The organism is Kitasatospora sp. NPDC042419 (assembly GCF_056437345.1).
The window spans coordinates 544,024-563,096 of the sequence record NZ_JBWKAW010000001.1 but is presented as its reverse complement, the minus strand read 5'-3'; the positions used below and the strand labels follow the sequence as shown (position 1 = coordinate 563,096).

Below are 19,073 nucleotides of genomic sequence, written 5' to 3'. Positions count from 1 at the left end.
TGGCCCGTTGGGCTGGTGACCGGTTGGGGCGAGCCCGGACCCGTCCCCGGCTCAGTCCTTCGACGGCGGGTGGAAGGCCACCGGCGCGGCGAAGGCGGCGCGGCGGGTGGCCCGGCGGAGGGCGCGCAGGACCGGGGTGCCGAGGGTGAGGCAGAGCGTGATGGTGAGGGCGGCGCGGGGGAGGTCCCAGCCGAGGGAGGTGGTGAGGCAGTAGACGGCGAACCGCACCAGGTTGTCGGGGAGCGGATCCCCCGGGACGAACGAGATCGAGCTCGCCAGCCCGGCGATGTAGGGCCAGCCCTGGAGGTTCATGATCGTGCCGTAGAGGAGGGACGCGCCCGCCCCGTAGGTGGCGAGCATGACGAGTTCGCGGCGCCCGCGCACCCGCTCCGGGCCCGGGAGGAGACCGGCGCCGAGGCTCACCCAGCCCATGGCGAGCATCTGGAACGGCAGCCACGGGCCGACCCCGCCGGTCAGCAGGGCGGAGGCGAACATCGAGAGCGCGCCGAGCACGAAGCCGAAGCCGGGCCCGAGTACCCGCCCGGCGAGGACCATCAGGAAGAACATCGGCTCCAGCCCCGCCGTGCCCGCCCCGAGCGGCCGCAGCGCCGCGCCTGCGGCGGCCAGCACGCCCAGCAGTGCGACCGCCTTGGCGTCCAGGCCGGGTGCGCCGCCGCCTGCCGTACGCCCCTCGGAGATCTGGGCGACGACGACGGCGAGGAGCAGCGGGAGCAGGAGGGCGAACAGCCAGGGGGCGTCGGTGGAATGGCCGACCAGTGCCGACTTGGTGGACGCGAGCAGCGGCCAGCCGAACGCGGTCACCCCGACCAGGGAGGTCAGGGCGAGGGCGACGATCGAGCGGCGGCCGAGTGGGACGGGGCGGTTCATGCCGGGAACGTTCCTCGTGCCCCTCGTGCGGGCGGCGTTCATTCCGCGGCCTCGTCGAGAGCGCGGGCGACCTGGTGGACGGTGAGCCAGTGGCCGGGCGCCAGCACCTTGGCGACCTGCGGGGCGAACGCCGGTGAGCCGAGGACGACTTCGGCCGTCGGACCGTCCGCGACGATCTCGCCCTCGGCCAGGATGGCCGTGCGGTGGGCGAGTTCGGCGGCCAGCTCGACGTCGTGGGTGGCGAGGAGGACGGCGTGGCCCTCGGTGGCGAGGTCGCGCAGGATCTCGACGAGCCGGCCCTTGGCCGCGTAGTCCAGGCCCCGGGTGGGTTCGTCCAGGAGGATCAGCGGCGGGCGGGCGGTGAGCACCACGGCCAGGGCCAGGGTGAGGCGTTGGCCTTCGGAGAGGTCGCGCGGGTGGGCGGCGTCGGCGAGACCGGGCAGCAGGCGCTCGACGAGGACGCGGCAGGTGCCGGGTTCGGCGCCCGCGTCGCCGTCGGCGGCGGCGCACTCGGCGGCGACGCTCTCCCCGTACAGCAGGTCGCGCGGGTCCTGCGGGACGAGGCCGACGTGGCGGATCAGTTCGGCGGGCCGGGTGCGGTGCGGGGCGTGGCCGCCGACCGTCGCCGAGCCGGAGGCGGGTGCGTGCAGGCCGACGAGGGCGCCGAGCAGGGTCGACTTGCCCGCGCCGTTGCGTCCCATCAGCGCGGCGATCTCGCCCGCGCGCAGGGTGAGGTCGACGCCCCGCAGCGCCGGGACGGAGCCGCGCCGGACGGCCAGTCGGCGGGCCTCGACCAGCGGAGCGCCCAACTGCGCGGGCACCTGGGAGGGGTCGTGGGAGTCGTGGGAGTTGTGGGAGTTGTGGGAGGGGACAGGGGCGAGGCCGTCCAGGCGGGTGCGGAGGCCGGCCGCCCGGCGGCGGGCGTCGCGGACGGAGAGCGGCAGCGGCTGCCAGCCTGCCAGGCGGCCGAGCCCGACCACCGGCGGGTGGACCGGCGAGTGCGCCATCACCTCGGCGGGCTCGCCGAGGACGGGCGGCGCTCCGGGGTTCAGCAGCAGGACCTGGTCGGCGTACTGGACCACGCGCTCCAGCCGGTGTTCGGCCATCAGCACGGTCGTGCCCAGGTCGTGGACCAGCCGCTGGAGCACGGCCAGGACCTCCTCGGCGGCGCCCGGGTCCAGGGCGGAGGTGGGCTCGTCCAGGACCAGCACGCTCGGGTGCACGGTCAGCACCGAGCCGATGGCGACCCGCTGCTGCTGGCCGCCGGAGAGCGAGGTGAGTGCCCGGTCGCGCAGACCGGCCAGGCCGAGCAGGTCCAGCGTCTCCTCGACGCGGCGTCGCATCACGTCCGGTGGCAGGCCCAACGACTCCATGCCGTAGGCGAGTTCGTCCTCGACTGTGTCGGTGACGAAGTGCGCCAGCGGATCCTGGCCCACGGTGCCGACCAGGTCGGCGAGTTCACGCGGGCGGTGCTCGCGGGTGTCGCGTCCGCCGACCGTGACGCGGCCGTGCAGCACCCCGCCGGTGAAGTGCGGGACGAGGCCGCTGACCGTGCCCAGGAGGGTGGACTTGCCGGAGCCCGACGGGCCCACCAGCAGGCAGAGTTCGCCCTCGGGGATGGTCAGGTCGACGCCGCTGAGCGCGGGTGCCTCGGCGTCGGAGTACTGGACGGTGACCTGCTCGAAGGTGATCACGAGGCCCTCCGGGGCGGGGTCGGTGCGTCGGTCGGTGCGTCGCTCGGGGTGTGGCGGTGCGGCGTGCTGCCGGGGGCCGCGGGCGGTGCGGCCGAACGGCCGGACGCGCCGGTCGCCGTGGTGGGGCGCGGGAGAGGGGTGGCGAACGCCGGTACCAGGCCGATGAGTACGGCGACGACGGCGGTGAGCGGCAGGACGGGGACGGTCGGCGGAACGACGGTGGGCGCGAACGCGGCCGGGTCGGCGGCGGCGAGCCAGGTCGTCGACGCGGCCACGGCCACGCCCGATCCGGCGGTCAGCCACTCGGGCAGCGCCCACGGGTCCGGGCGGTAACGGGTCCGGACGGAGCGCCGGTTGCCGAGCACGAGTCCGGTGAAGGCGGCGGCCAGACCGAGCAGGAGCACCGGTACCGCCCAGCCGGCGCCGCCCGCCGTCAGCAGCCCGTACGCGGCGAGGCAGACGCCGAGCAGACCGGCCAGGGTGAGCGCGGCGGTGGCCCGGGCGAGCCGGCGCGGGACGTCGGCGGTGCGGCCGAACCCGCGGGTGTCCATCGCGGCGGCCAGCGCCACCGAACGCTCCAACGCGCCTTCCAGGACGGGAATCCCGACGCTCAGTACGGCGGCGACACCTCGGTCGGTGCGCCCGCGCAGGCGGCGGGCGGCGCGCAGCCGCTGGACGTCGGCGACGAGGTTCGGCGCGAAGGTCATCGCCACGACGACGGCCACACCCGCCTCGTAGAGCGCGCCGGGGAGGGTGCGCAGCAGGCGGGCCGGGCTGGCGAGGGCGTTGGCGGCGCCGACGCAGACCAGCAGGGTCGCCAGCCGGAGACCGTCGTACAGCGCGGCGAGCAGGCCCTCGGCGGTGACCCGGCCGCCGATCCGCACGCCCTGTGCCCAGGCGGGCAGCGGCACCTCGGGGAGGGTGAAGAGGACGTGCGTGCCGGGGACCGGCGAGCCGAGGAGGACGGCGAAGACCAGGCGGATGCCCAGGACGAGGAGGCCGAGGCGGAGGAAGGTGCCGTAGGAGCGCGACCACGGGGCGTCGGTGCGGCGGGCGGCCACGACGTAGCCGGCGACGGCGGCGAGGAGGAGCAGGAGGAGGGGGTTGGTGGTCCGGGTGGCGGCGGCGCCCAGGCCGAGTGCCCACAGCCACCAGGCCCCGGGGTGCAGTTGGCGGGGGCCGGGCGCTGGTCGGCGGCGGGCGGCGCGGGGTGTGGGCACGGTGGGGTCCAGGGGAGCGGGGCGGGGCGGGTGGGTTCGGGGCGCCGGTTCTATGTAGACCGGTCGGTATATGTAGACCGGTCGGTATATGTCGGTCGGTCTACATAGCGGGGAATCAGTAGACCGGTCGTCATAGTTTTCCCGGGCCGAAGCCTGCCCGCGCGGCCGGGCAGGGCGAGTGCGGGGCCGAGTGCTGGGGTGAGCGCGGGGGCGATTGCGGCCTTGGCGGCTGGGGCGGGCGCGGCCTCGGCGACGGAGGTGGGGGCGGGCAGCGTGGCGGGAGCGGTGGGCATCGTCCTCATCGGCGGCGGCGTGTCTGCCAGACGGCGCCCGCCGTGAGGACGGCGATGAGCGCGACGCCGGCGACCACGCCGAGGTCGGGTCCGCCGGCTCCGGGCGAGGCGTCGTCGTGGGAGTCGGCCCCGGACCCGCTGCCGATCCCGCTGCCGGGGGTGATGCCGGGGGAGGCGGCCGAGGCGGGCGGCTGGTCGGCGTTGCCGAGCTGCTCGCCGCAGCCCGCCCGCGGGTAGCCGGCGATGGCGCAGAGCAGCCCGTTGCCGTCGTACCGCAGCGGCGGGGCGACGGCGGCCAGGACCTCCGCCGAGCTGGCCCGGGTGGGGACGACGGCGCAGGCGGTGCGCGGTTCGGGCGGGGTCTCGCGCCCGGGTGCGTCGGCGGCGGTGCCGAAGTCCAGGACCACGGCGATCCGCTTGCGCCCGCTCTGTTCCGGGGTGGCGGCGCAGATGGCGGCGAAGTCCCCGGGGACGCCGGGCCGCGAGGCCTGCCGGCCGCCGTCCGGGCTGACGGCGAACCGCCAGCCGTCCACGGCGCCGTCCGGCGGGACGTGCACGGCGGGCCCCTGCTGCTGGTACGCCCAGCCGCCGTCGGACCACTTCCAGAACGACCAGTACCGGTATCCGGCCGCCTGCGCCGGCGCCGCCCCGAGCACCAGCAGGATCAGCACCCCGGTGATCAGCCCGGCCACGAACCGGACCACCGCGGGCGCCACCCGCCGCCGACACCGCCGGCGCCGCTCGGCGCCGGAGATGTCGGCGCTGCCGTCGGTGCCGCTGTCGGGGTTGTCGGCCATGCTGTCGGCCGTGCCGCCGGTCGCGTTGTCGGCCGTGCCGCCGGCAGCGACGTCGCTGCCGGCGGACGGGAGGGAGGGCGACGGGGCGGGGCCGGCCACCCGGGGGTGGCCGGCCGGCGGCGCGGGGTCGGTCACAGCTTGGGGCCCCGCTTGCGCTGGAGGCTCAGCAGCAGGCCTCCGCCGATGCCGATGAGCAGGCCGATGCCGAGCACCCAGTACGTGCCGAGGCCGCCGCCGTCGTCCTTCTTCGCGGACTCGGACGCGGACGCGCTCGGCGAACCCGCCGCGGCGGCCGTGGCCTTGGGCGCCGGGCCGAGGGCGGTCAGCTGGGCGACCAGGTCGGCCCCGCCGAAGGAGGCCGGGTCGCGCTGCGCGGCCTGGGCGACCAGCAGCAACGTGGCGGTGGCGGCGGCGTCGGTGCCGCCCTTGGTCCAGGTGCCGCCCTCCTTGGCCAGCCAGTCGACCGCACCGGAGGCCTGCTGCGGGTGCCCGCCCTGGACCAGGCCGAGCGCGGCCCAGGCGGTCGCGGTGTAGTCGGGGGTCGGCGTCGCGCCGGGCAGGGTCAGCATCAGGTGCTGGCCGCCGGCCGCGAGCTGGGCGCTCAGGTACGAGCCCACCGCCTCGCCCGAGTCGGCGCGGGCGACGGGGGCGGCCGTGGCGCCGTCGGCGCAGGGGAGGGGCTTGGGGGCGGCGTCGGTCCGGTTGGTGTTGGCGACCGGAAGCTTCCCGCCGGTCGCGGCGAGCGAGGCCTGGCCGGTGGCCAGGGCGTTCGGCTCCAGGGCGCCGTCCGCCGCGGGCTGGTAGGCGAAGGCGCCGCGCTGGTCGGCGGGGGCGGCGCAGCCGAGCTGGAAGGCCGCCAGCCCGTCGAAGGCGTTCTTGCCCGACTTGGCGACGCCCGCCGGGTCCGCCTTGGCGGCGAACAGGGCGTTGACGGCGAGGCCGGTGGAGTTGGCGTCGCCCGGGTTGCCGGGGTTGTAGGCCCAGCTGCCGTCCGCGTTCTGGTTGGCCTTGAGCCACTGGACGCCCTTGTCCACGGCGTCCTGGTGCCCGCCGAGGGCGACCAGCGCCTGGATCGCGGCGGCGGTCGCGTTGCTGTCCTCCAGCGTGGTGTCGCAGGCGGCCGAGACGTCGGCCCGGTAGGACGGCCAGCCGCCGTCCGCGCACTGCTGGCCGGTGAGCCAGCCGACGGCGGAGTCGGCGGGGGTCACCTTGGCCGCGGACAGCGCGGTCAGCGCGAGCGACTGCCGCCACACCGCGTCGTACTTCGGGTCGCCCTTGCCGTACAGGCCGTCGGGGAGGGCGGTGGCGCCGGCGCCGGGGGTGTCGGCGAGGGCCGGGGCGGCGGCGGTTCCGGTGAGCAGCGCGGCGGTCAGGGCGGCAGCGCCCAGGCGGGCGGCGGTGAGCATGGTGGGAGGTGTGCCTTTCGGTGAGCGGTGTCGGCCCGGACAGGCCGTTCCGTAGCCCTCGACGGTGCCCGGCGGTGGTCCGCCCGGCTGGGCCGCTCGCCTCTCTCCCCGGGCGGTCCGACTCGCCCGGCAGGTGTGGCGCCGGGCTCACGGTTGCGGGGTCAGTGCCGGATTCGCGCCGGCTTTCCCCGGAGGAGAAGCGGGATGGAATTGTCCTGCGTGCCGACTTTAGCCGTCGCGCCGGGCGGGGCGGCCCCGGCGGGGCGAGAACAGGTTCCAGTCCGGGAGGGGAAACGGAGGGGAAACGGAGAGCAGGAGGGGGATCCGAGGGGAGCGTGGGGAAGGCGGGGAGAGGGTGGGAGGAGTGGGTGGTGGAACGGGAGGGGGACGGGGGAGGGGCGGATTCAGGGCAGGGTGAGCAGCCTGGCCGCGGTGTGCAGGTCGGCGCGGACCTCGGCGATCGAGGCGCGGCCGGAGAGCCAGGCGACGAGGGCGGCGTGCCAGGTGTGCTCGATCACCCGGACGGCGGCGCGCTGGGCCTCGGTCGGTGGCTCGGACTGGCCGATGGCGTCCAGGATCAGCTGTCCGGTGGCGACCGACACCTGGTCGACCTCGGCGCTCACCGAGCGGTCGGCGAAGGAGAGCGCGCGGACCATCGCCTCGGCGAGCAGCGGTTCGCGCTGGAGCGCGTGGAACGCCCGGGTGAGCGCCTCGGCGACCCGCGGGGCCGGTTCGCGTTCGGCCGGCGGGTGCCGCCGGACCTGCTCCTGGAGACCGCGCAGCTGCTCCAGCATGACCGCCACCAGCAGGTGCACCTTGGACGGGAAGTAGCGGTACAGCGTGCCGAGCGCCACCTGCGCACCCTCCGCGACCTCCCGCATCTGCACCGCCTCGTACCCGCCGCGGGCCGCCAGCGAGGTGGCGGTGCGCAGGATCCGGCGCCGCCGTTCGGCCTGCCGTGCGGTGAGCGGCGGTGTCAGGCCGGCGGTGGCGCCGGCCCCCGCGTCGGCGGCCGCCGCGGTGGCCGCCGCACCGGTGGCGGACCCGGTGGCGGACCCGGCGGCGGGCCCGGCCGAGGTGGGCGCGGCGGGCGGAGCACCGGGCGGCGGGACCGGCAGTGCGGAGGGCGGTGCGGTGGGCGGTGCGGTGGGCGCGGTGGACGTGGGCGGGGGCAGGGCGGACGACGGCAAGGGGGCTCCCGGGGCGCGAGAGTGGCGGGCTGCTCCGGCGGTGCCCGGCGGTCCGGGCGGTGTCCGGGCAGTGCTCGGACGGCCGCTCCCACGGCCGCTCGGGCGGCGGTTCGGGCGGGCCGCCCGGGCATGGTGCTCGGGCGTGGCGTGAATCACCAGCCCTGGCTCCTGAGTGGAAGCTACGGGCCGGTATCTTCGAGGTCTCTCATTGTTCACCTGGTTCCCGGTGAACTCCACACCACACTGAAACCTGATCTACTTTACCGACCGGCAGCACCGACAGCAGCAGAGACGAGGGCCGACGATGACCGCGCAACCGCTGCGGATTGCCCTGCTCTCGTACCGCGGCGACCCGTTCTGCGGCGGCCAGGGCGTGTACGTGCGGCACCTCTCCCGCGAGCTGGCCCGCCTCGGTCACCACGTGGACGTGATCGGCGCCCAGCCGTACCCCGTCCTGGACGAGGTCGAGGGCCCCGGCTCGGTCCGCCTGGTCGAACTGCCCAGCCTGGACCTCTACCGGGCCGACGACCCGTTCCGCACCCCGTCGCGCGGGGAGTACCGGGGGCCGGTGGACGTCCTGGAGTACGCCACCATGCGCACCGGCGGCTTCCCCGAGCCGCTGACCTTCTCGCTGCGCGCCCGCCGGTACCTGGCCCGGCACCGCGGCCGCTACGACGTCGTGCACGACAACCAGACGCTCGGCTACGGCCTGCTCGGGCTGGACCGGCACGGCTTCCCGCTGGTCACCACGATCCACCACCCGATCACCGTCGACCGGCAGCTGGAGCTGGACGCGGCCCCCACCCGGCTCCGACGGCTGTCGCTGCGCCGCTGGTACGCCTTCACCCGGATGCAGCGCCGGGTCGCCGCCCGGCTGGACCACATCATCACCGTCTCCGGCACGTCGAAGCGCGAGATCGCCGAGTACCTGGGCGCCGCGCCGGACGCCGTCTCGGTGGTGCCGATCGGCGCCGACACCCGCCTCTGGTCCCCGTCCGCGGCGGTGGAGCGGGTGCCCGGCCGGATCGTCACCACCTCCAGCGCCGACGTGCCGCTGAAGGGCCTGGTCCACCTGGTCGAGGCACTGGGCAAGGTCCGCACCGAACGGGACGCGCACCTGGTCGTGGTCGGCAAGCCGCAGAAGGAGCACGGGCCGGTCACCGAGGCGGTGCGCCGTCTCGGGCTGGAGCAGCACATCGAGTTCCGGCACGGCCTGACCGACCGGGAGCTGGTCGACCTCTACCGCTCGGCCGAGGTGGCCTGCGTGCCGTCGCTGTACGAGGGGTTCTCGCTGCCCGCCGCCGAGGCGATGGCCACCGGCACCCCGCTGGTCGCGACCACGGGCGGGGCGATCCCCGAGGTGGCCGGTCCGGACGGCGAGACCTGTCTCGCGGTGCCGCCGGGCGACGCGGGCGCGCTGGCGTCGGCGCTCGGCCGGCTCCTGGACGATCCGGCGCTGCGCGCCTCGCTCGGTGCGGCCGGCCGCGAGCGGGTGCTCGCCCGGTACACCTGGGAGCGCGCCGCCGAACTGACCGTCGAGGGCTACCGGGCGGCCATCGCCACCGGGGCCGGCCGGCGGGCCCGCTCCGGTCCGGGCTGGCGCTACGTGGCCTGACGAGCGGCCGCCGGTCGGGCCGCCGATCAGCCGGTCCGCCGGCGGGTCGGCCCGGCGGTCGGCCGCTCCGCCGGTCGGTCCACCGGCCGACCGGTTCGTGCAACGCGATTCCTCTGACTCGGTGTCAGAAGCATTTGGTACCTAAGGAATGGGAGCCCGCAGTGCTGACCGTTGATTTCTCGCGCTTCCCGCTCGCCCCCGGCGACCGGGTGCTCGACCTGGGCTGCGGCGGGGGGCGGCACGCGTTCGAGTGCTACCGGCGCGGGGCCGACGTGATCGCCCTCGACCAGAACGCCGAGGAGATCGCCGAGGTCAGGAAGTGGTTCGCCGCCATGGAGCAGGCCGGCGAGGCTCCCGAGGGCGCGTCGGCGGTCGCGATGGAGGGCAACGCGCTGGCCCTGCCCTTCGAGGACGAGTACTTCGACAAGATCATCATCTCCGAGGTGATGGAGCACATCCCGGACGACAAGGGCGTGCTCAACGAGATGTTCCGGGTGCTCAAGCCCGGCGGGCTGCTCGCCGTCACCGTGCCGCGCTGGCTCCCCGAGAAGATCTGCTGGGCGCTCTCCGACGAGTACCACGAGGTCGAGGGCGGCCACATCCGGATCTACCGGGGCGACGAACTGCTCGGCAAGCTCAAGGACGCCGGCCTGGAGCCGTACGGCACCCACCACGCGCACGCGCTGCACTCGCCGTACTGGTGGATCAAGTGCGCGGTCGGCGTGGACAACGACAAGGCGCTGCCGGTCAAGGCCTACCACCAGCTGCTGGTCTGGGACATCGTCGGCACCCCGGTGATCAGCACCCTCACCAAGGCCGCCGAGCGGGCGCTCAACCCGGTCATAGGCAAGAGCTTCGTCGCCTACGCCTCCAAGCCGAACCGGGCCGGGGCGGCCGGCCGGGGCACGGCGGGCGACGCGGGCGCGGGTACGGGTACGGGTACGGCCGCGGGCGCGAACGCGGGCGCGGGTACGGACGTGGCGGGCGGCGCGGAGTGACCGCCGCCGTCCCCGAGGTCCTGTTGCTGGACGGCGTGCTCGACGCCGAGCAGGCCGCCGGCACCGTCCGCAGCATCCTCGCCGAGCAGCAGCCCGACGGCGCCATACCGTGGTACACCGGCCACCACCTCGACCCCTGGGACCACACCGAGGCGGCGATGGCCCTGGACACCGCCGGCGAGCACGCCGCCGCCGAGGCCGCCTACCGCTGGCTGGCCGCGCGCCAGAACCCGGACGGCTCCTGGTACGCCGCGTACGCCTACGGCCAGGGCGGCGGAACGGGCACCGGTGCGGGTGGCGTCGACGGCCCCGAAGCCGCCGCCGACAGTGCCGCCGACGGTGTGGAGGGCGCCGGCGGCGGCTTCGCGGACGGCGAGGTGTGCAACGCCGCCAAGGAGACCAACTTCTGCGCCTACATCGCCGTCGGTGTCTGGCACCACCACCTCTCCACCGGCGACGACGCCTTCCTGGAGTGGATCTGGCCCACCGTCCGGCGGGCCCTCGACTTCATCGTCGCCCGGCGGCTGCCCGGCGGCCCGATCGCCTGGCGGCTCGACGAGCACGGCGAGGCCGCCGACGAGGCGCTGCTCACCGGCTCGTCCAGCATCCTGCACGCGCTCCGCTGCGGCCTGGCCGTCGCGGACTACCTGGAGGAGCCGCAGCCCGACTGGGAGCTCGCGGCCGGCCGGCTCCGCCACGCCATCACCCACCACCCCGAGCGGTTCCTCGACAAGGACCGCTACTCGATGGACTGGTACTACCCCGTGCTCGGCACCGCGCTGCGCGGCGCGCCCGCGGTGGAGCGGATCGAGAAGGACTGGGACCGGTTCGTCGTCCCCGGCCTCGGCGTGCGCTGCGTCAGCGACCGCCCCTGGGTGACCGGCGGCGAGAGCGCCGAACTGGCCATGGCGCTCTGGGCGATCGGCGAGTCCGACCGCGCGGTCGACATCCTGCGCTGGATCCAGAAGCACCTGCGGCACACCGACGGCTCGTACTGGACCGGGTACGTCTTCGAGGACGACGCGATCTGGCCGGAGGAGCGCACCACCTGGACGGCCGGGGCGCTGCTGCTGACGGTCGCGGCGCTCGGCGGCGACCCGGCGACGGTGGCGGTGTTCGGCGGCGAGCAGCTGCCGGCCGGGCTGGTGGTCCAGGACTGCTGCTGAGCCTGCCGGTCCTGCCGGTCGCTCCTGCTGGGCGCCCCTGCCGGTCGCTCCTGCTGGGCGCCCCTGCCGGTCGCTCCTGCTGGGCGCCCCTGCTGGGCGCCCCTGCCGGGCGGCGCAGGGCCGTGACGGGCCGCGGTGGGGTCGGTGACCGGCCGGGGGCCGGTACGTGCCCGCCGGTGGTGCCGCGCAGGGCGGGGGCCGGCGGCGGCCGATGACATGCCGAAGGGGCGGGACCGGAGAGATCCGGTCCCGCCCCTTTCGGTGTCGTGCACCGTGTTCCCGTGGTGCGGGTGGTGCGGGTGGTGCTGGTGGCGTGCGGCAGTGTCAGCCGCGCTGGATGCCGGCGGTGTCCGCCAGCAGGCCCTGGGTGCCGTCCTGGAGCTGGGCGACCAGCGCGGTGCCGCGCTGCTCGACCGCCAGGTACCAGGTGCCCGGGACCAGTTCGCCGACCGGAGCGCCGACCGGGTTGTCCTTCGGCGCCAGCTGACGCGGTGCCGGGACGGCGAACCAGAACGGCGAGAAGTCGCCGGCCGGGGCCGGCTGCGGCTGGGCGGCGGCCGGCGCCGGCCGGGCCTGCTCGGTCTGCGCCGCGTGCTGGGCGGCGACGTCCTGCGGCTGACCGGCCTGCGGCTGGCCCGCGAGCGGCTGGCCGGGCTGGCCGGCCTGCGCGGCCGGGTAGCCGTAGCCGCCGGGCTGGCCGCCGAACGCCGGAGCCTGCGCCTGGTTCGGGTCCTGGCCCGGGCCCGGGTAGCCGTAGTGGCCGCCCGGCTGGCCGGGCTGGCCCGCCTGCGGAGCCGGGTAGCCGCCGCCCGGGTAGGGCTGGACGGCCGGCTTGTCACTGACCAGCGGAGTCTTGAGCACCGGGATCAGCGGGCCGCCCGCGGCGGCACCGGCCAGCACGATCAGGGCGATGACGGCGAGCCAGGCGCCGAAGCCGTGGTCGAGGCCCTCCAGGCCACCGCCGAGCGACCAGATCGCCGCCCAGAGCGCGGCCACCGAGAAGGCGATGCCCCACTGGTCCAGCCGCAGGCCGAGGATCTGGCGGTTGGCGGCGGCCTGGCCCTGGAAGCGCTGCACCAGGATCAGGGCGGCGGCCACGATGCCCATCAGGAAGACCGACGGAAGGATGGGGAACAGGACGCTGTCCCACGCGTTCGTCGAGGTGTCACCGCAGTACTTCGTCTTGCAGTCGACGGTCCAGTAGGGCAGGAAGGAGGCGATGAAGAGCAGGACGGCCGCACCTGCGACGGCGGCGTCTCCCTTGGTGAGAGCGCGCAGATTCACTAACGTTCCCCTCGTTGGTGTGTCGTGGTGGGCGGTTCTCGTGTCGGTGCCCGACGCGGTCGGCTGACCGGTCGGAAAACCCCGAACGGACCAGAAGCCTAGGGCCAACCGCCTGGCGGGTGCACGGCGGGCTCGTCAATGGGGCGAAGTCGTTGCAAACTGCGCGGTTCCGACCCCTGCCGTCCACCGGCCCGCCCACCGGTTGTCGACTCCTCAGGACACCTGCCGTGCGGCGTACCTCACAGTGTGCGCCACGGCGCGCCCTGCGGATACGGCTCGCGACGCGCCTGACGACGTGCCTCGCGGCACGCCGCGCGGCCTGCCATTGTCGCACCGGTGGCGCGGGGCCGGGCTGCCTGCCGGGGGCCTGGCGCGCTGCCTGCCGCGTCGCCTACCGGGTGGTCAGAAACGTCGTCAGCGCGTCGGCGATCCCCTGGGCGGCCTGTTGGCGCCACTGAGGGTCCGTCATCCGGCGGGCGTCCGTCGGGTTGCGCATGTTACCGCACTCGATGAAGACCTTGGGCACGGTCGACAGATTGAGCCCGCCGAGGTCCGAACGGGTGTCCAGCCCCTGGCTCGCCGTGTAGTCGGCGTAGGGCTCGCCGGTGGCGGCGCGGAAGCTGTCGCGCAGCAACAGGCCGAGCCGGTGCGAGGGCGCGACGATCGCCGAGGTGTCCGCCCGGCCGGCGACCACCTTGGCGGGCATGATCACGTGGAAGCCGGTGCCGCCGGCCGGACCGCCGTCGCCGTGCACCGAGACCGCCGCGTCCGCGTGGGCGGTGGTGCCGGCCCTGGCGCGCTCGTCGATGCACGGCCCCCACGGGCGGTCGCCGTCGTGGACCAGCACCACGGTCGCACCCCGGGCGGCGAGGATCGCGCGGGCCCGGCGCACCACGTCGAGGGAGTACTCGGCCTCGGTGTAGCCGGCGTTGGTGGAGGTGCCGGTGGTGTCGCACTCCTTGCGGGCGTTGCCGATGTCGACCTGACGGTTGATCTCGGTGGTGTGGGAGAAGTTGCCGGAGTTGTGTCCGGGGTCGAGGAGGACGGTGCGGCCGGCGAGGGCGGTGGAGGAAGGGGCGGGGCCCGCGGCGGTCGCACCGGGGGTGGTGGTGCCGGGGGCGGTCGGGGAGACGGGGGAGACGGGGGAGGCCGGGACCGTTCCCGGGGTGCCGGGAACGGCCGGGGCGGACGGTGCGGTGTCGGTCGCGGCGGAGGACGCGGTGCCGGCGGGCGGTGCGGTGGCGAATGGTGCGGCGTTCGGCGGTGCGGCGTTCGCCGGTGATGCGGCGGGCGCGCCGCGGTCGGGGGAACCGACCGCCTGCCAGCCGAGCCAGCCGGCCAGGCCGAGCGGGGCCAGGACGCCGATCACCGTGACGGTGCGCCGCAGGGCGGAGCGCCGGCGGGGAGCGGCCGGTTCGGGCCGTCCGGTCGGCGCGGCCGCCCCGGTCCGCTGCGCCTGGTCGGCCTGGTGGGCCTGGTCAGGGTGGTCGGCCTGGTCAGGCTGGTGGGCCTGGTCGGCCTGGTGGGTCGGCTCGGCCGGGTCGGTGGGGCCGGACGGGCCGGGGGTGGTGCGGGTCACGGGTGGTTCTGGTCCTGTTCCTGTGCCGTACGGGGTGGTTCAGATCCGGTCCTGGGTCCGGACGGTCAGACCGAACTGGTCGGCGATCGTCTTCCACTTCGCCACGAAGTCCTTCTTCGCCTGGGTGGCCTGCGGGTTGAGCTCGTCCGCGCGCTTCTTGTCGGCGGTGTTCGGCGCCATGCCCGAGCAGCCCTGGGCGGCGACCGCCCGGGCCCAGCTCGCGTACGCCCGGTCGACGTCGGCGGACAGCTGCCAGGCGGACTTCAGCGACTGCACCGCGTCCGCGCCACCCGGCAGGTCCGTGACGGCCAGCGAGGCGAGCTTCGTCAGGAGCTGGTCGCGCTGCTTGGCGCCGTTGTCGAAGACCTGCGCGGCCGAGTCGATGTCGGGCTTGGCCGGGCAGCTGTTCACCTTCGCGACCGCGCTGCCGATCGGCGCCTTCGCGCTCTCGCCCTGGGTCAGCAGCTCGTCCAGCGCCTTGGCCTGGGACTGCGCGTTCGGGCCGCCCGCGGCGGTGGGGCTGGGTGTCGCGCTCGGGCTCGCCGACGCGGTGTCGGTGGCGCCCGGCGTCGGCGCGCCGGTGGCTTCGGTGGGCGCCGGGGCCGGCTGCGGGTTCCCGGACGGCGCGGAGGCGTCGGCGGTGGCGGACGCCGGGGACGGCGCGGCCTGGTCGGTCGAGGAACCGGTGTCCCTGACCGCCCAGAGGATGCCGCCGCCCAGCGCCAGCACGAAGAGCAGGGCGAAGGCGATCAGCAGGGGCGCGCGCTTGCTGCCCGGGCCGTCCTCGTCGTCGACCTCCTCGTAGCCGGTCGGGTAGTCCGGCTGCTGGTAGGGCGGGGGGTAGCCGGGCCGGTAGTCCGCCTGCGGGTAGTCCGCCGGGGAGTGGCCCTGCTGGGGGTGGCCGGGGTAGGCGCCGGGGTGCGGGCCCGGGTGTCCGCCCGGCTGGGGCGGGTACGGGGCGGCACCGGCGGGGCCCTGGCCGTACGGCGGCTGGTGGGGCTGCGGCGGCTGGTCGTACGGCGCGCCGTACGGGGGCTGCGGCGGCACGGACTGGGGCGGGGCCGGCTGGGGCGGAACCGGCAGCGGGATGCGGGCGGTCGGGGCGTCGAAGCCGGGAGCGGGCGCCGCGGCCGGGGTGGGGTCCGGGGCGGCGGCCAGGTACGGGCGGGCGGTCAGCGGCGGGCCCTGGTCGCCGACGGCGCCCGCGGGGGGCTGCTGCGGGGCGGCGGGGGCCTGCGGGGGGCCGGCCGGCGCGGCGGGCTGCTGGGGGCCGCGCACCCAGCCGCCGGCGCCACCGCGGGCGGTCGGGTCCCAGACCGCCGGAGCGGTGTTCTGCTGGTCCGTCATTGCGCTAGCCCCCACGGTCTGCCCGGATGCTCTGCTGGTGTCGTGCGGCCGTGCCGCGGTCGCGGGCGCCCGCGACCGCGCGGACACCGTACCGTCCGCGCCCCCGCCCGACAGCCCCGGCACGACGTTAGAGCATCCGTGATCGCGCGGGGGGCGGGTCGGTCGATTCCCGGCCTCCGCCCGGTGGGGCGGGCGGCACGGGCGGCGGTCCGGGCAGGTGAGACGAGTGGGCGGCCCGGGCGAGCGGCATGGGCGAGCGGCTCAGGTGTGCGGCTCGGGTGTGTGGCTGAACCGGGCGGATCGGCCGGGCAGGTCGGCCGGGCGGCTCAGGCGGTGGCGCGGCGCAGCACCCGCAGGGACCCCGTCACCGAGACCTCCTCGAACCCCTCGGCGAGCGCCCGCAGGTACACCCGGTAGGGGGCCTGGCCGCCGTCGGCCGGGTCGGGGAAGACGTCGTGCACCACCAGCAGGCCCTCGGGCGCCAGGTGGGGGACCCAGCCCTCGTAGTCACCGGTGGCGTGCTCGTCGGTGTGGCCGCCGTCGATGAAGACCAGGGCGAGCCGGCCGCCCCAGAGTGCCGCGATCTGCGGGGAGCGGCCGACCAGGGCGACCACGTGGTCCTCCAGGCCCGCCGCGTGCAGGGTGCGGCGGAAGCGGGGGAGGGTGTCCATCCGGCCGACCTCCGGGTCGACCAGGGTCGGGTCGTGGTACTCCCAGCCGGGCTGCTGCTCCTCGGAGCCCCGGTGGTGGTCGACGGTCAGGGCGACCGTGCCGGTCTCGCGGGCGGCGGCGGCCAGCAGGATCGCCGAGCGGCCGCAGTAGGTGCCGATCTCCAGCACCGGGAGGCCGGTGCGGCGGGCGGCGGTCACGGCGGCGGCGTACAGCGCGAGGCCCTCGTCCGCGGGCATGAACCCCGTCGCGCCCTCGAACGCGGCCAGCACCTCGGGCGCGGGGTGCACGGTCTCCAGGAGGTCGGACATGGTGCTGCTCCTCGGCGGGGTGGCGGTTCGGTTCTTGCTCGCCGTCGGACCTTACTCGACGGTACGGACCGGCTCGGACTCCCCCTGGTTCCCCCTCCTCCTGTTCGGCGTGCTCACCCTCGGCGGGATCCTCGTCGACCGTCTGACCTTCAGGGTCGAGACCGTCACCACCTGCCCGCCCGCCCCCGGTACGGAGGGCGCCGCCCTCACGAGTTGCACCATCTCCAAGCACGGGTCGTCGCTCTACTGGACGGTCGGGTTCGTCCTCGTCCACGCGGCGACCGCCCTCTACCACATCCGCGGCTCCCGCAGGCGCGGCGTGGGGACCCCGGTCCGGCCCTACGTCCTCGCCGGGGCCGGCCTCGTCGCCCTGGTGGCCGCCACGGCGTTCTGGGGCATGCGGCACGGGGCGCCGCTGCCCGGCGCCCCGATCGACTTCTGGGGCCTGCACCTCGACCCCGAGGCCGGGCCGACGCGCTTCCTCGAACGGCTCGTCGGGAACGCCGCGGCATGAGTGCCGGATCCGTGAAGCCGATGAGGCGTGGGTTCCGGTGATCACACCAGACGGTTCCGGCGTGCTGGTGTGGTTCAACTCGGACTGACCACCGTGATCAGCCGTCGGCCCTGAGCCCCGCCGCGCCGGTGCGCCGCGCCGGAGGATCAGTGCCGCGAAGACCACCCCGGCCTGGTAGCGGGCCGCCGGCTTGTCGAACCGGGTTGCCACGGCGCGGAACTGCTTCAACCGGGCGAAGCGACGCTCGACGACGTTCCGCCCTCGGCGGGCGGCCTTGTCGAAGGCCGGTGGTCGGCCGCCCCCGCCCGGGCGGCGGGCTCGGTCGGCGATCTGGTCCCGGCGCTCGTGCTCCGGGGCGGGGTGGCGGAGAGGCGGTTGCGCAGCTTCTCCCGGAGGTCCGGAGTCGTCGGCGGTCGGCGCCGGAGGGGCGTGCCGGGCGGGTGGAGCGGGGAGTTCCGGGGCCTGAGGACGGCTGCGGGCGCGCAGGCGGGTGGTGACGGTCGCCGTGGCCGGTCCGGCGGCATTGCTGTTCGGCATCCGGCTGGCTTCCTCGGCGGATGCGTCGCGACGCCGCGTTCGGCGGTGCGGTACTCGGCCTGCGGGCCCGCCGGCCTGTGTGGCGAGCAGGGCGAGCCGGGCGAGCGCGTCGCGGAAGGCGCTGCCGATGCGGCGGCGACCATGCCGGGCGTGGGCGGGCGAGTCGGAGGGCGGGTGTGGGGCGCGGACGTGTGGTTGTGAGGCGCGGTGGCGGGGCGGGGAGAGGCGTCCGCGCCGGGCCGGTGAGTGGAACGTGTTCTACTCCGCTCCGGCGGGTCGTGCCAGAATCGGCCCGACCCTCGATCCGAGCAGAACCGGGAGCAGCCGCATGCGCGCAGCCATCCTGCACAAGACCGGCCAGGAAACGCTGGACGTCCGCGACGACGTGGTGGCGGTCGGCTTCGGCCCGGGCAAGGTGAGGGTCCGGCTCCGTGCGGCCAGCCTCTGCCACTCGGACCTGTCGGCGATGAGCGGCGTGCTGCCGCAGCCGGCGCCGTTCGTCCCCGGCCACGAGGGCGCGGGGGACGTGGTCGAGGTCGGCGAGGGCGTGACGGACCTCGCCGTCGGGGACCGCGTGGTGCTCTGCTGGATGGCGCCCTGCGGCCGCTGCGCCCACTGCGAGCGCGGCCGGGGCCACCTCTGCGTGGCGAGCCTGCGGCGCCTCGGCACGCCCGGGTTCCGCTTCGGCGGGGGAGCCGGGGGCGACGGGGCCGTCGAGGCGTCAGGCTTCTACGGCACCGGCACCTTCGCGGAGGAGGTGGTGGTCGAGCGGGACGCGGTCATCCCCGTCCCGTCCGACCTGCCGTACGAGTCGGCCGCGCTGATCGGCTGCGGCGTGACCACCGGGATCGGCGCCGCCGTCCACACCGCCCGGGTCGAGCCCGGCGCGTCGGTCGCGGTGATCGGCGCGGGCGGGGTCGGCGTCGCGGCCGTGCAGGGCGCGCGGGTCTGCGGCGCGGGCCGGATCACCGTGGTCGACCCGGTGGCGTCGCGCCGGGAGCGGGCGCTGGCCTTCGGCGCCACCGAGGCGCTCGCCCCCGAGGACCTGAAGGCGGCGGCGAAGGGGCTGCCGGGCGGCGGGTTCGACTACGTCTTCGAGGCCGTCGGCCGCTCGGCCACCGTTCGGGCGGGGTACGACGCGGCCCGGCGCGGCGGCGCGGTGGTGGTGATCGGTGCCGGTGCGCAGGACGACCTGGCGAAGTTCAGCATGGGGGAGCTGTTCTTCAACGAGAAGCGGCTGCTGCCCTCGCTGTACGGCGGGGCGCCGGTGCCGCGCACCGTCGCGCTGGTGGTGGAGCTGTGGCGGGCCGGGCGGATCGACCTGGAGGGGATGGTCACGCACCGGGTCGGGCTGGCGGAGGTCGACGAGGCGCTCGCGCAGATGCGGAGCGGCGAGGCGCTGCGGACGATCGTGACGCTGGACTGACCGACGGTGAACTGACCGACGGTGAACTGACCGACGGTGAACTGACCGACGGGGGACGCGACCCGGGCGGGCCCGTTCGCAGGCGGGCTCGGGGCGGCGCGGGGCTCGGGGCGGCTCGGGGCGGCACGGGGCCCGGGGA

At 76.0% G+C, this 19,073-nt stretch carries 16 protein-coding genes and 1 pseudogene; 6 read left to right on the top strand and 11 right to left on the bottom strand.

Going from position 1 to position 19,073, the window contains the following annotated elements; genetic code table 11:
- Positions 1-51: 51 nt before the first annotated feature.
- From AC067J_RS02490 to AC067J_RS02465, 6 genes are all read right to left on the bottom strand, one after another.
- On the bottom strand, positions 52-930 hold the full coding sequence (locus AC067J_RS02490; protein ID WP_478296096.1) for an ECF transporter S component: 879 nt from the start codon (positions 928-930) through the stop codon (positions 52-54).
- Positions 927-2,582, bottom strand: coding sequence for an ABC transporter ATP-binding protein (locus AC067J_RS02485; protein ID WP_478296095.1), 1,656 nt, complete (start codon positions 2,580-2,582; stop codon positions 927-929). Before AC067J_RS02485 ends, AC067J_RS02490 begins: the two co-directional genes overlap by 4 nt.
- Positions 2,579-3,802, bottom strand: a complete 1,224-nt coding sequence (locus tag AC067J_RS02480; protein WP_478296094.1) for a CbiQ family ECF transporter T component — start codon at positions 3,800-3,802, stop codon at positions 2,579-2,581. Before AC067J_RS02480 ends, AC067J_RS02485 begins: the two co-directional genes overlap by 4 nt.
- Positions 3,803-4,100: 298 nt before the next feature.
- Entirely contained in the window at positions 4,101-5,027 is a 927-nt protein-coding gene (locus AC067J_RS02475; protein WP_478296093.1) for an SCO2322 family protein, read from the bottom strand.
- Positions 5,024-6,298, bottom strand: coding sequence for a prenyltransferase/squalene oxidase repeat-containing protein (locus tag AC067J_RS02470; RefSeq protein WP_478296092.1), 1,275 nt, complete (start codon positions 6,296-6,298; stop codon positions 5,024-5,026). The genes AC067J_RS02475 and AC067J_RS02470 overlap by 4 nt, the downstream gene beginning before the upstream one ends.
- 404 nt (positions 6,299-6,702) lie before the next feature.
- Positions 6,703-7,488 (bottom strand): TetR family transcriptional regulator, encoded by a 786-nt coding sequence (locus AC067J_RS02465; protein WP_478296091.1) that lies wholly within the window; start codon positions 7,486-7,488, stop codon positions 6,703-6,705.
- 304 nt (positions 7,489-7,792) lie between these two features.
- Between AC067J_RS02465 and AC067J_RS02460 the strand changes: the two genes are divergently transcribed.
- From AC067J_RS02460 to AC067J_RS02450, 3 genes are all read left to right on the top strand, one after another.
- Complete coding sequence (locus AC067J_RS02460) at positions 7,793-9,103, top strand: glycosyltransferase family 4 protein (RefSeq protein ID WP_478296090.1); 1,311 nt, start codon at positions 7,793-7,795, stop codon at positions 9,101-9,103.
- A gap of 161 nt (positions 9,104-9,264) precedes the next feature.
- A complete protein-coding gene (locus AC067J_RS02455) occupies positions 9,265-10,101 on the top strand; it encodes a class I SAM-dependent methyltransferase (RefSeq protein ID WP_478296089.1) in 837 nt (278 codons plus the stop codon).
- Positions 10,098-11,267, top strand: a complete 1,170-nt coding sequence (locus AC067J_RS02450; protein WP_478296088.1) for a glucosidase family protein — start codon at positions 10,098-10,100, stop codon at positions 11,265-11,267. The genes AC067J_RS02455 and AC067J_RS02450 overlap by 4 nt, the downstream gene beginning before the upstream one ends.
- 324 nt (positions 11,268-11,591) lie before the next feature.
- Here AC067J_RS02450 and AC067J_RS02445 read toward each other — a convergent pair whose 3' ends face one another.
- From AC067J_RS02445 to AC067J_RS02430, 4 genes are all read right to left on the bottom strand, one after another.
- A complete protein-coding gene (locus tag AC067J_RS02445) occupies positions 11,592-12,551 on the bottom strand; it encodes a hypothetical protein (RefSeq protein ID WP_478296087.1) in 960 nt (319 codons plus the stop codon).
- Between the two features lie 391 nt (positions 12,552-12,942).
- Positions 12,943-14,130 carry an N-acetylmuramoyl-L-alanine amidase gene (locus AC067J_RS02440; protein ID WP_478296086.1) on the bottom strand — a complete coding sequence of 396 codons (1,188 nt, stop codon included), beginning with the start codon at positions 14,128-14,130 and terminating at the stop codon, positions 12,943-12,945.
- 39 nt (positions 14,131-14,169) lie between these two features.
- On the bottom strand, positions 14,170-15,477 hold the full coding sequence (locus tag AC067J_RS02435) for a hypothetical protein (RefSeq protein ID WP_478296085.1): 1,308 nt from the start codon (positions 15,475-15,477) through the stop codon (positions 14,170-14,172).
- A 326-nt stretch (positions 15,478-15,803) separates the two neighbouring features.
- Positions 15,804-16,457 carry a class I SAM-dependent methyltransferase gene (locus tag AC067J_RS02430; protein ID WP_478296084.1) on the bottom strand — a complete coding sequence of 218 codons (654 nt, stop codon included), beginning with the start codon at positions 16,455-16,457 and terminating at the stop codon, positions 15,804-15,806.
- Here AC067J_RS02430 and AC067J_RS02425 point away from each other — a divergent pair.
- Both AC067J_RS02425 and AC067J_RS02420 read left to right on the top strand, forming a co-directional pair.
- Positions 16,456-16,971 carry a hypothetical protein gene (locus AC067J_RS02425; protein WP_478296083.1) on the top strand — a complete coding sequence of 172 codons (516 nt, stop codon included), beginning with the start codon at positions 16,456-16,458 and terminating at the stop codon, positions 16,969-16,971. The genes AC067J_RS02430 and AC067J_RS02425 overlap by 2 nt on opposite strands.
- A 7-nt stretch (positions 16,972-16,978) precedes the next feature.
- Positions 16,979-17,059 (top strand): DUF6210 family protein, encoded by an 81-nt coding sequence (locus AC067J_RS02420; protein ID WP_478296360.1) that lies wholly within the window; start codon positions 16,979-16,981, stop codon positions 17,057-17,059.
- A gap of 32 nt (positions 17,060-17,091) precedes the next feature.
- Here AC067J_RS02420 and AC067J_RS02415 read toward each other — a convergent pair.
- A pseudogene (locus AC067J_RS02415) lies at positions 17,092-17,316 on the bottom strand (IS5/IS1182 family transposase); the annotation flags it as partial.
- A gap of 520 nt (positions 17,317-17,836) precedes the next feature.
- On the opposite strand from AC067J_RS02415, the gene AC067J_RS02410 reads away from it, so the two are divergent.
- Positions 17,837-18,934 (top strand): alcohol dehydrogenase catalytic domain-containing protein, encoded by a 1,098-nt coding sequence (locus tag AC067J_RS02410; RefSeq protein ID WP_478296082.1) that lies wholly within the window; start codon positions 17,837-17,839, stop codon positions 18,932-18,934.
- Positions 18,935-19,073: the final 139 nt, after the last annotated feature.

Excerpts from the sequence above, each read along its gene's own strand:
- AC067J_RS02460 (WP_478296090.1), top strand. The coding sequence starts at position 7,793 with ATGACCGCGCAACCGCTGCGGATTGCCCTGCTCTCGTACCGCGGCGAC.
- AC067J_RS02435 (WP_478296085.1), bottom strand. The coding sequence starts at position 15,477 with ATGACGGACCAGCAGAACACCGCTCCGGCGGTCTGGGACCCGACCGCC.
- AC067J_RS02410 (WP_478296082.1), top strand. The coding sequence starts at position 17,837 with ATGCGCGCAGCCATCCTGCACAAGACCGGCCAGGAAACGCTGGACGTC.
- AC067J_RS02470 (WP_478296092.1), bottom strand. The coding sequence starts at position 6,298 with ATGCTCACCGCCGCCCGCCTGGGCGCTGCCGCCCTGACCGCCGCGCTG.
- AC067J_RS02430 (WP_478296084.1), bottom strand. The coding sequence starts at position 16,457 with ATGTCCGACCTCCTGGAGACCGTGCACCCCGCGCCCGAGGTGCTGGCC.
- AC067J_RS02490 (WP_478296096.1), bottom strand. The coding sequence starts at position 930 with ATGAACGCCGCCCGCACGAGGGGCACGAGGAACGTTCCCGGCATGAAC.
- AC067J_RS02425 (WP_478296083.1), top strand. The coding sequence starts at position 16,456 with ATGGTGCTGCTCCTCGGCGGGGTGGCGGTTCGGTTCTTGCTCGCCGTC.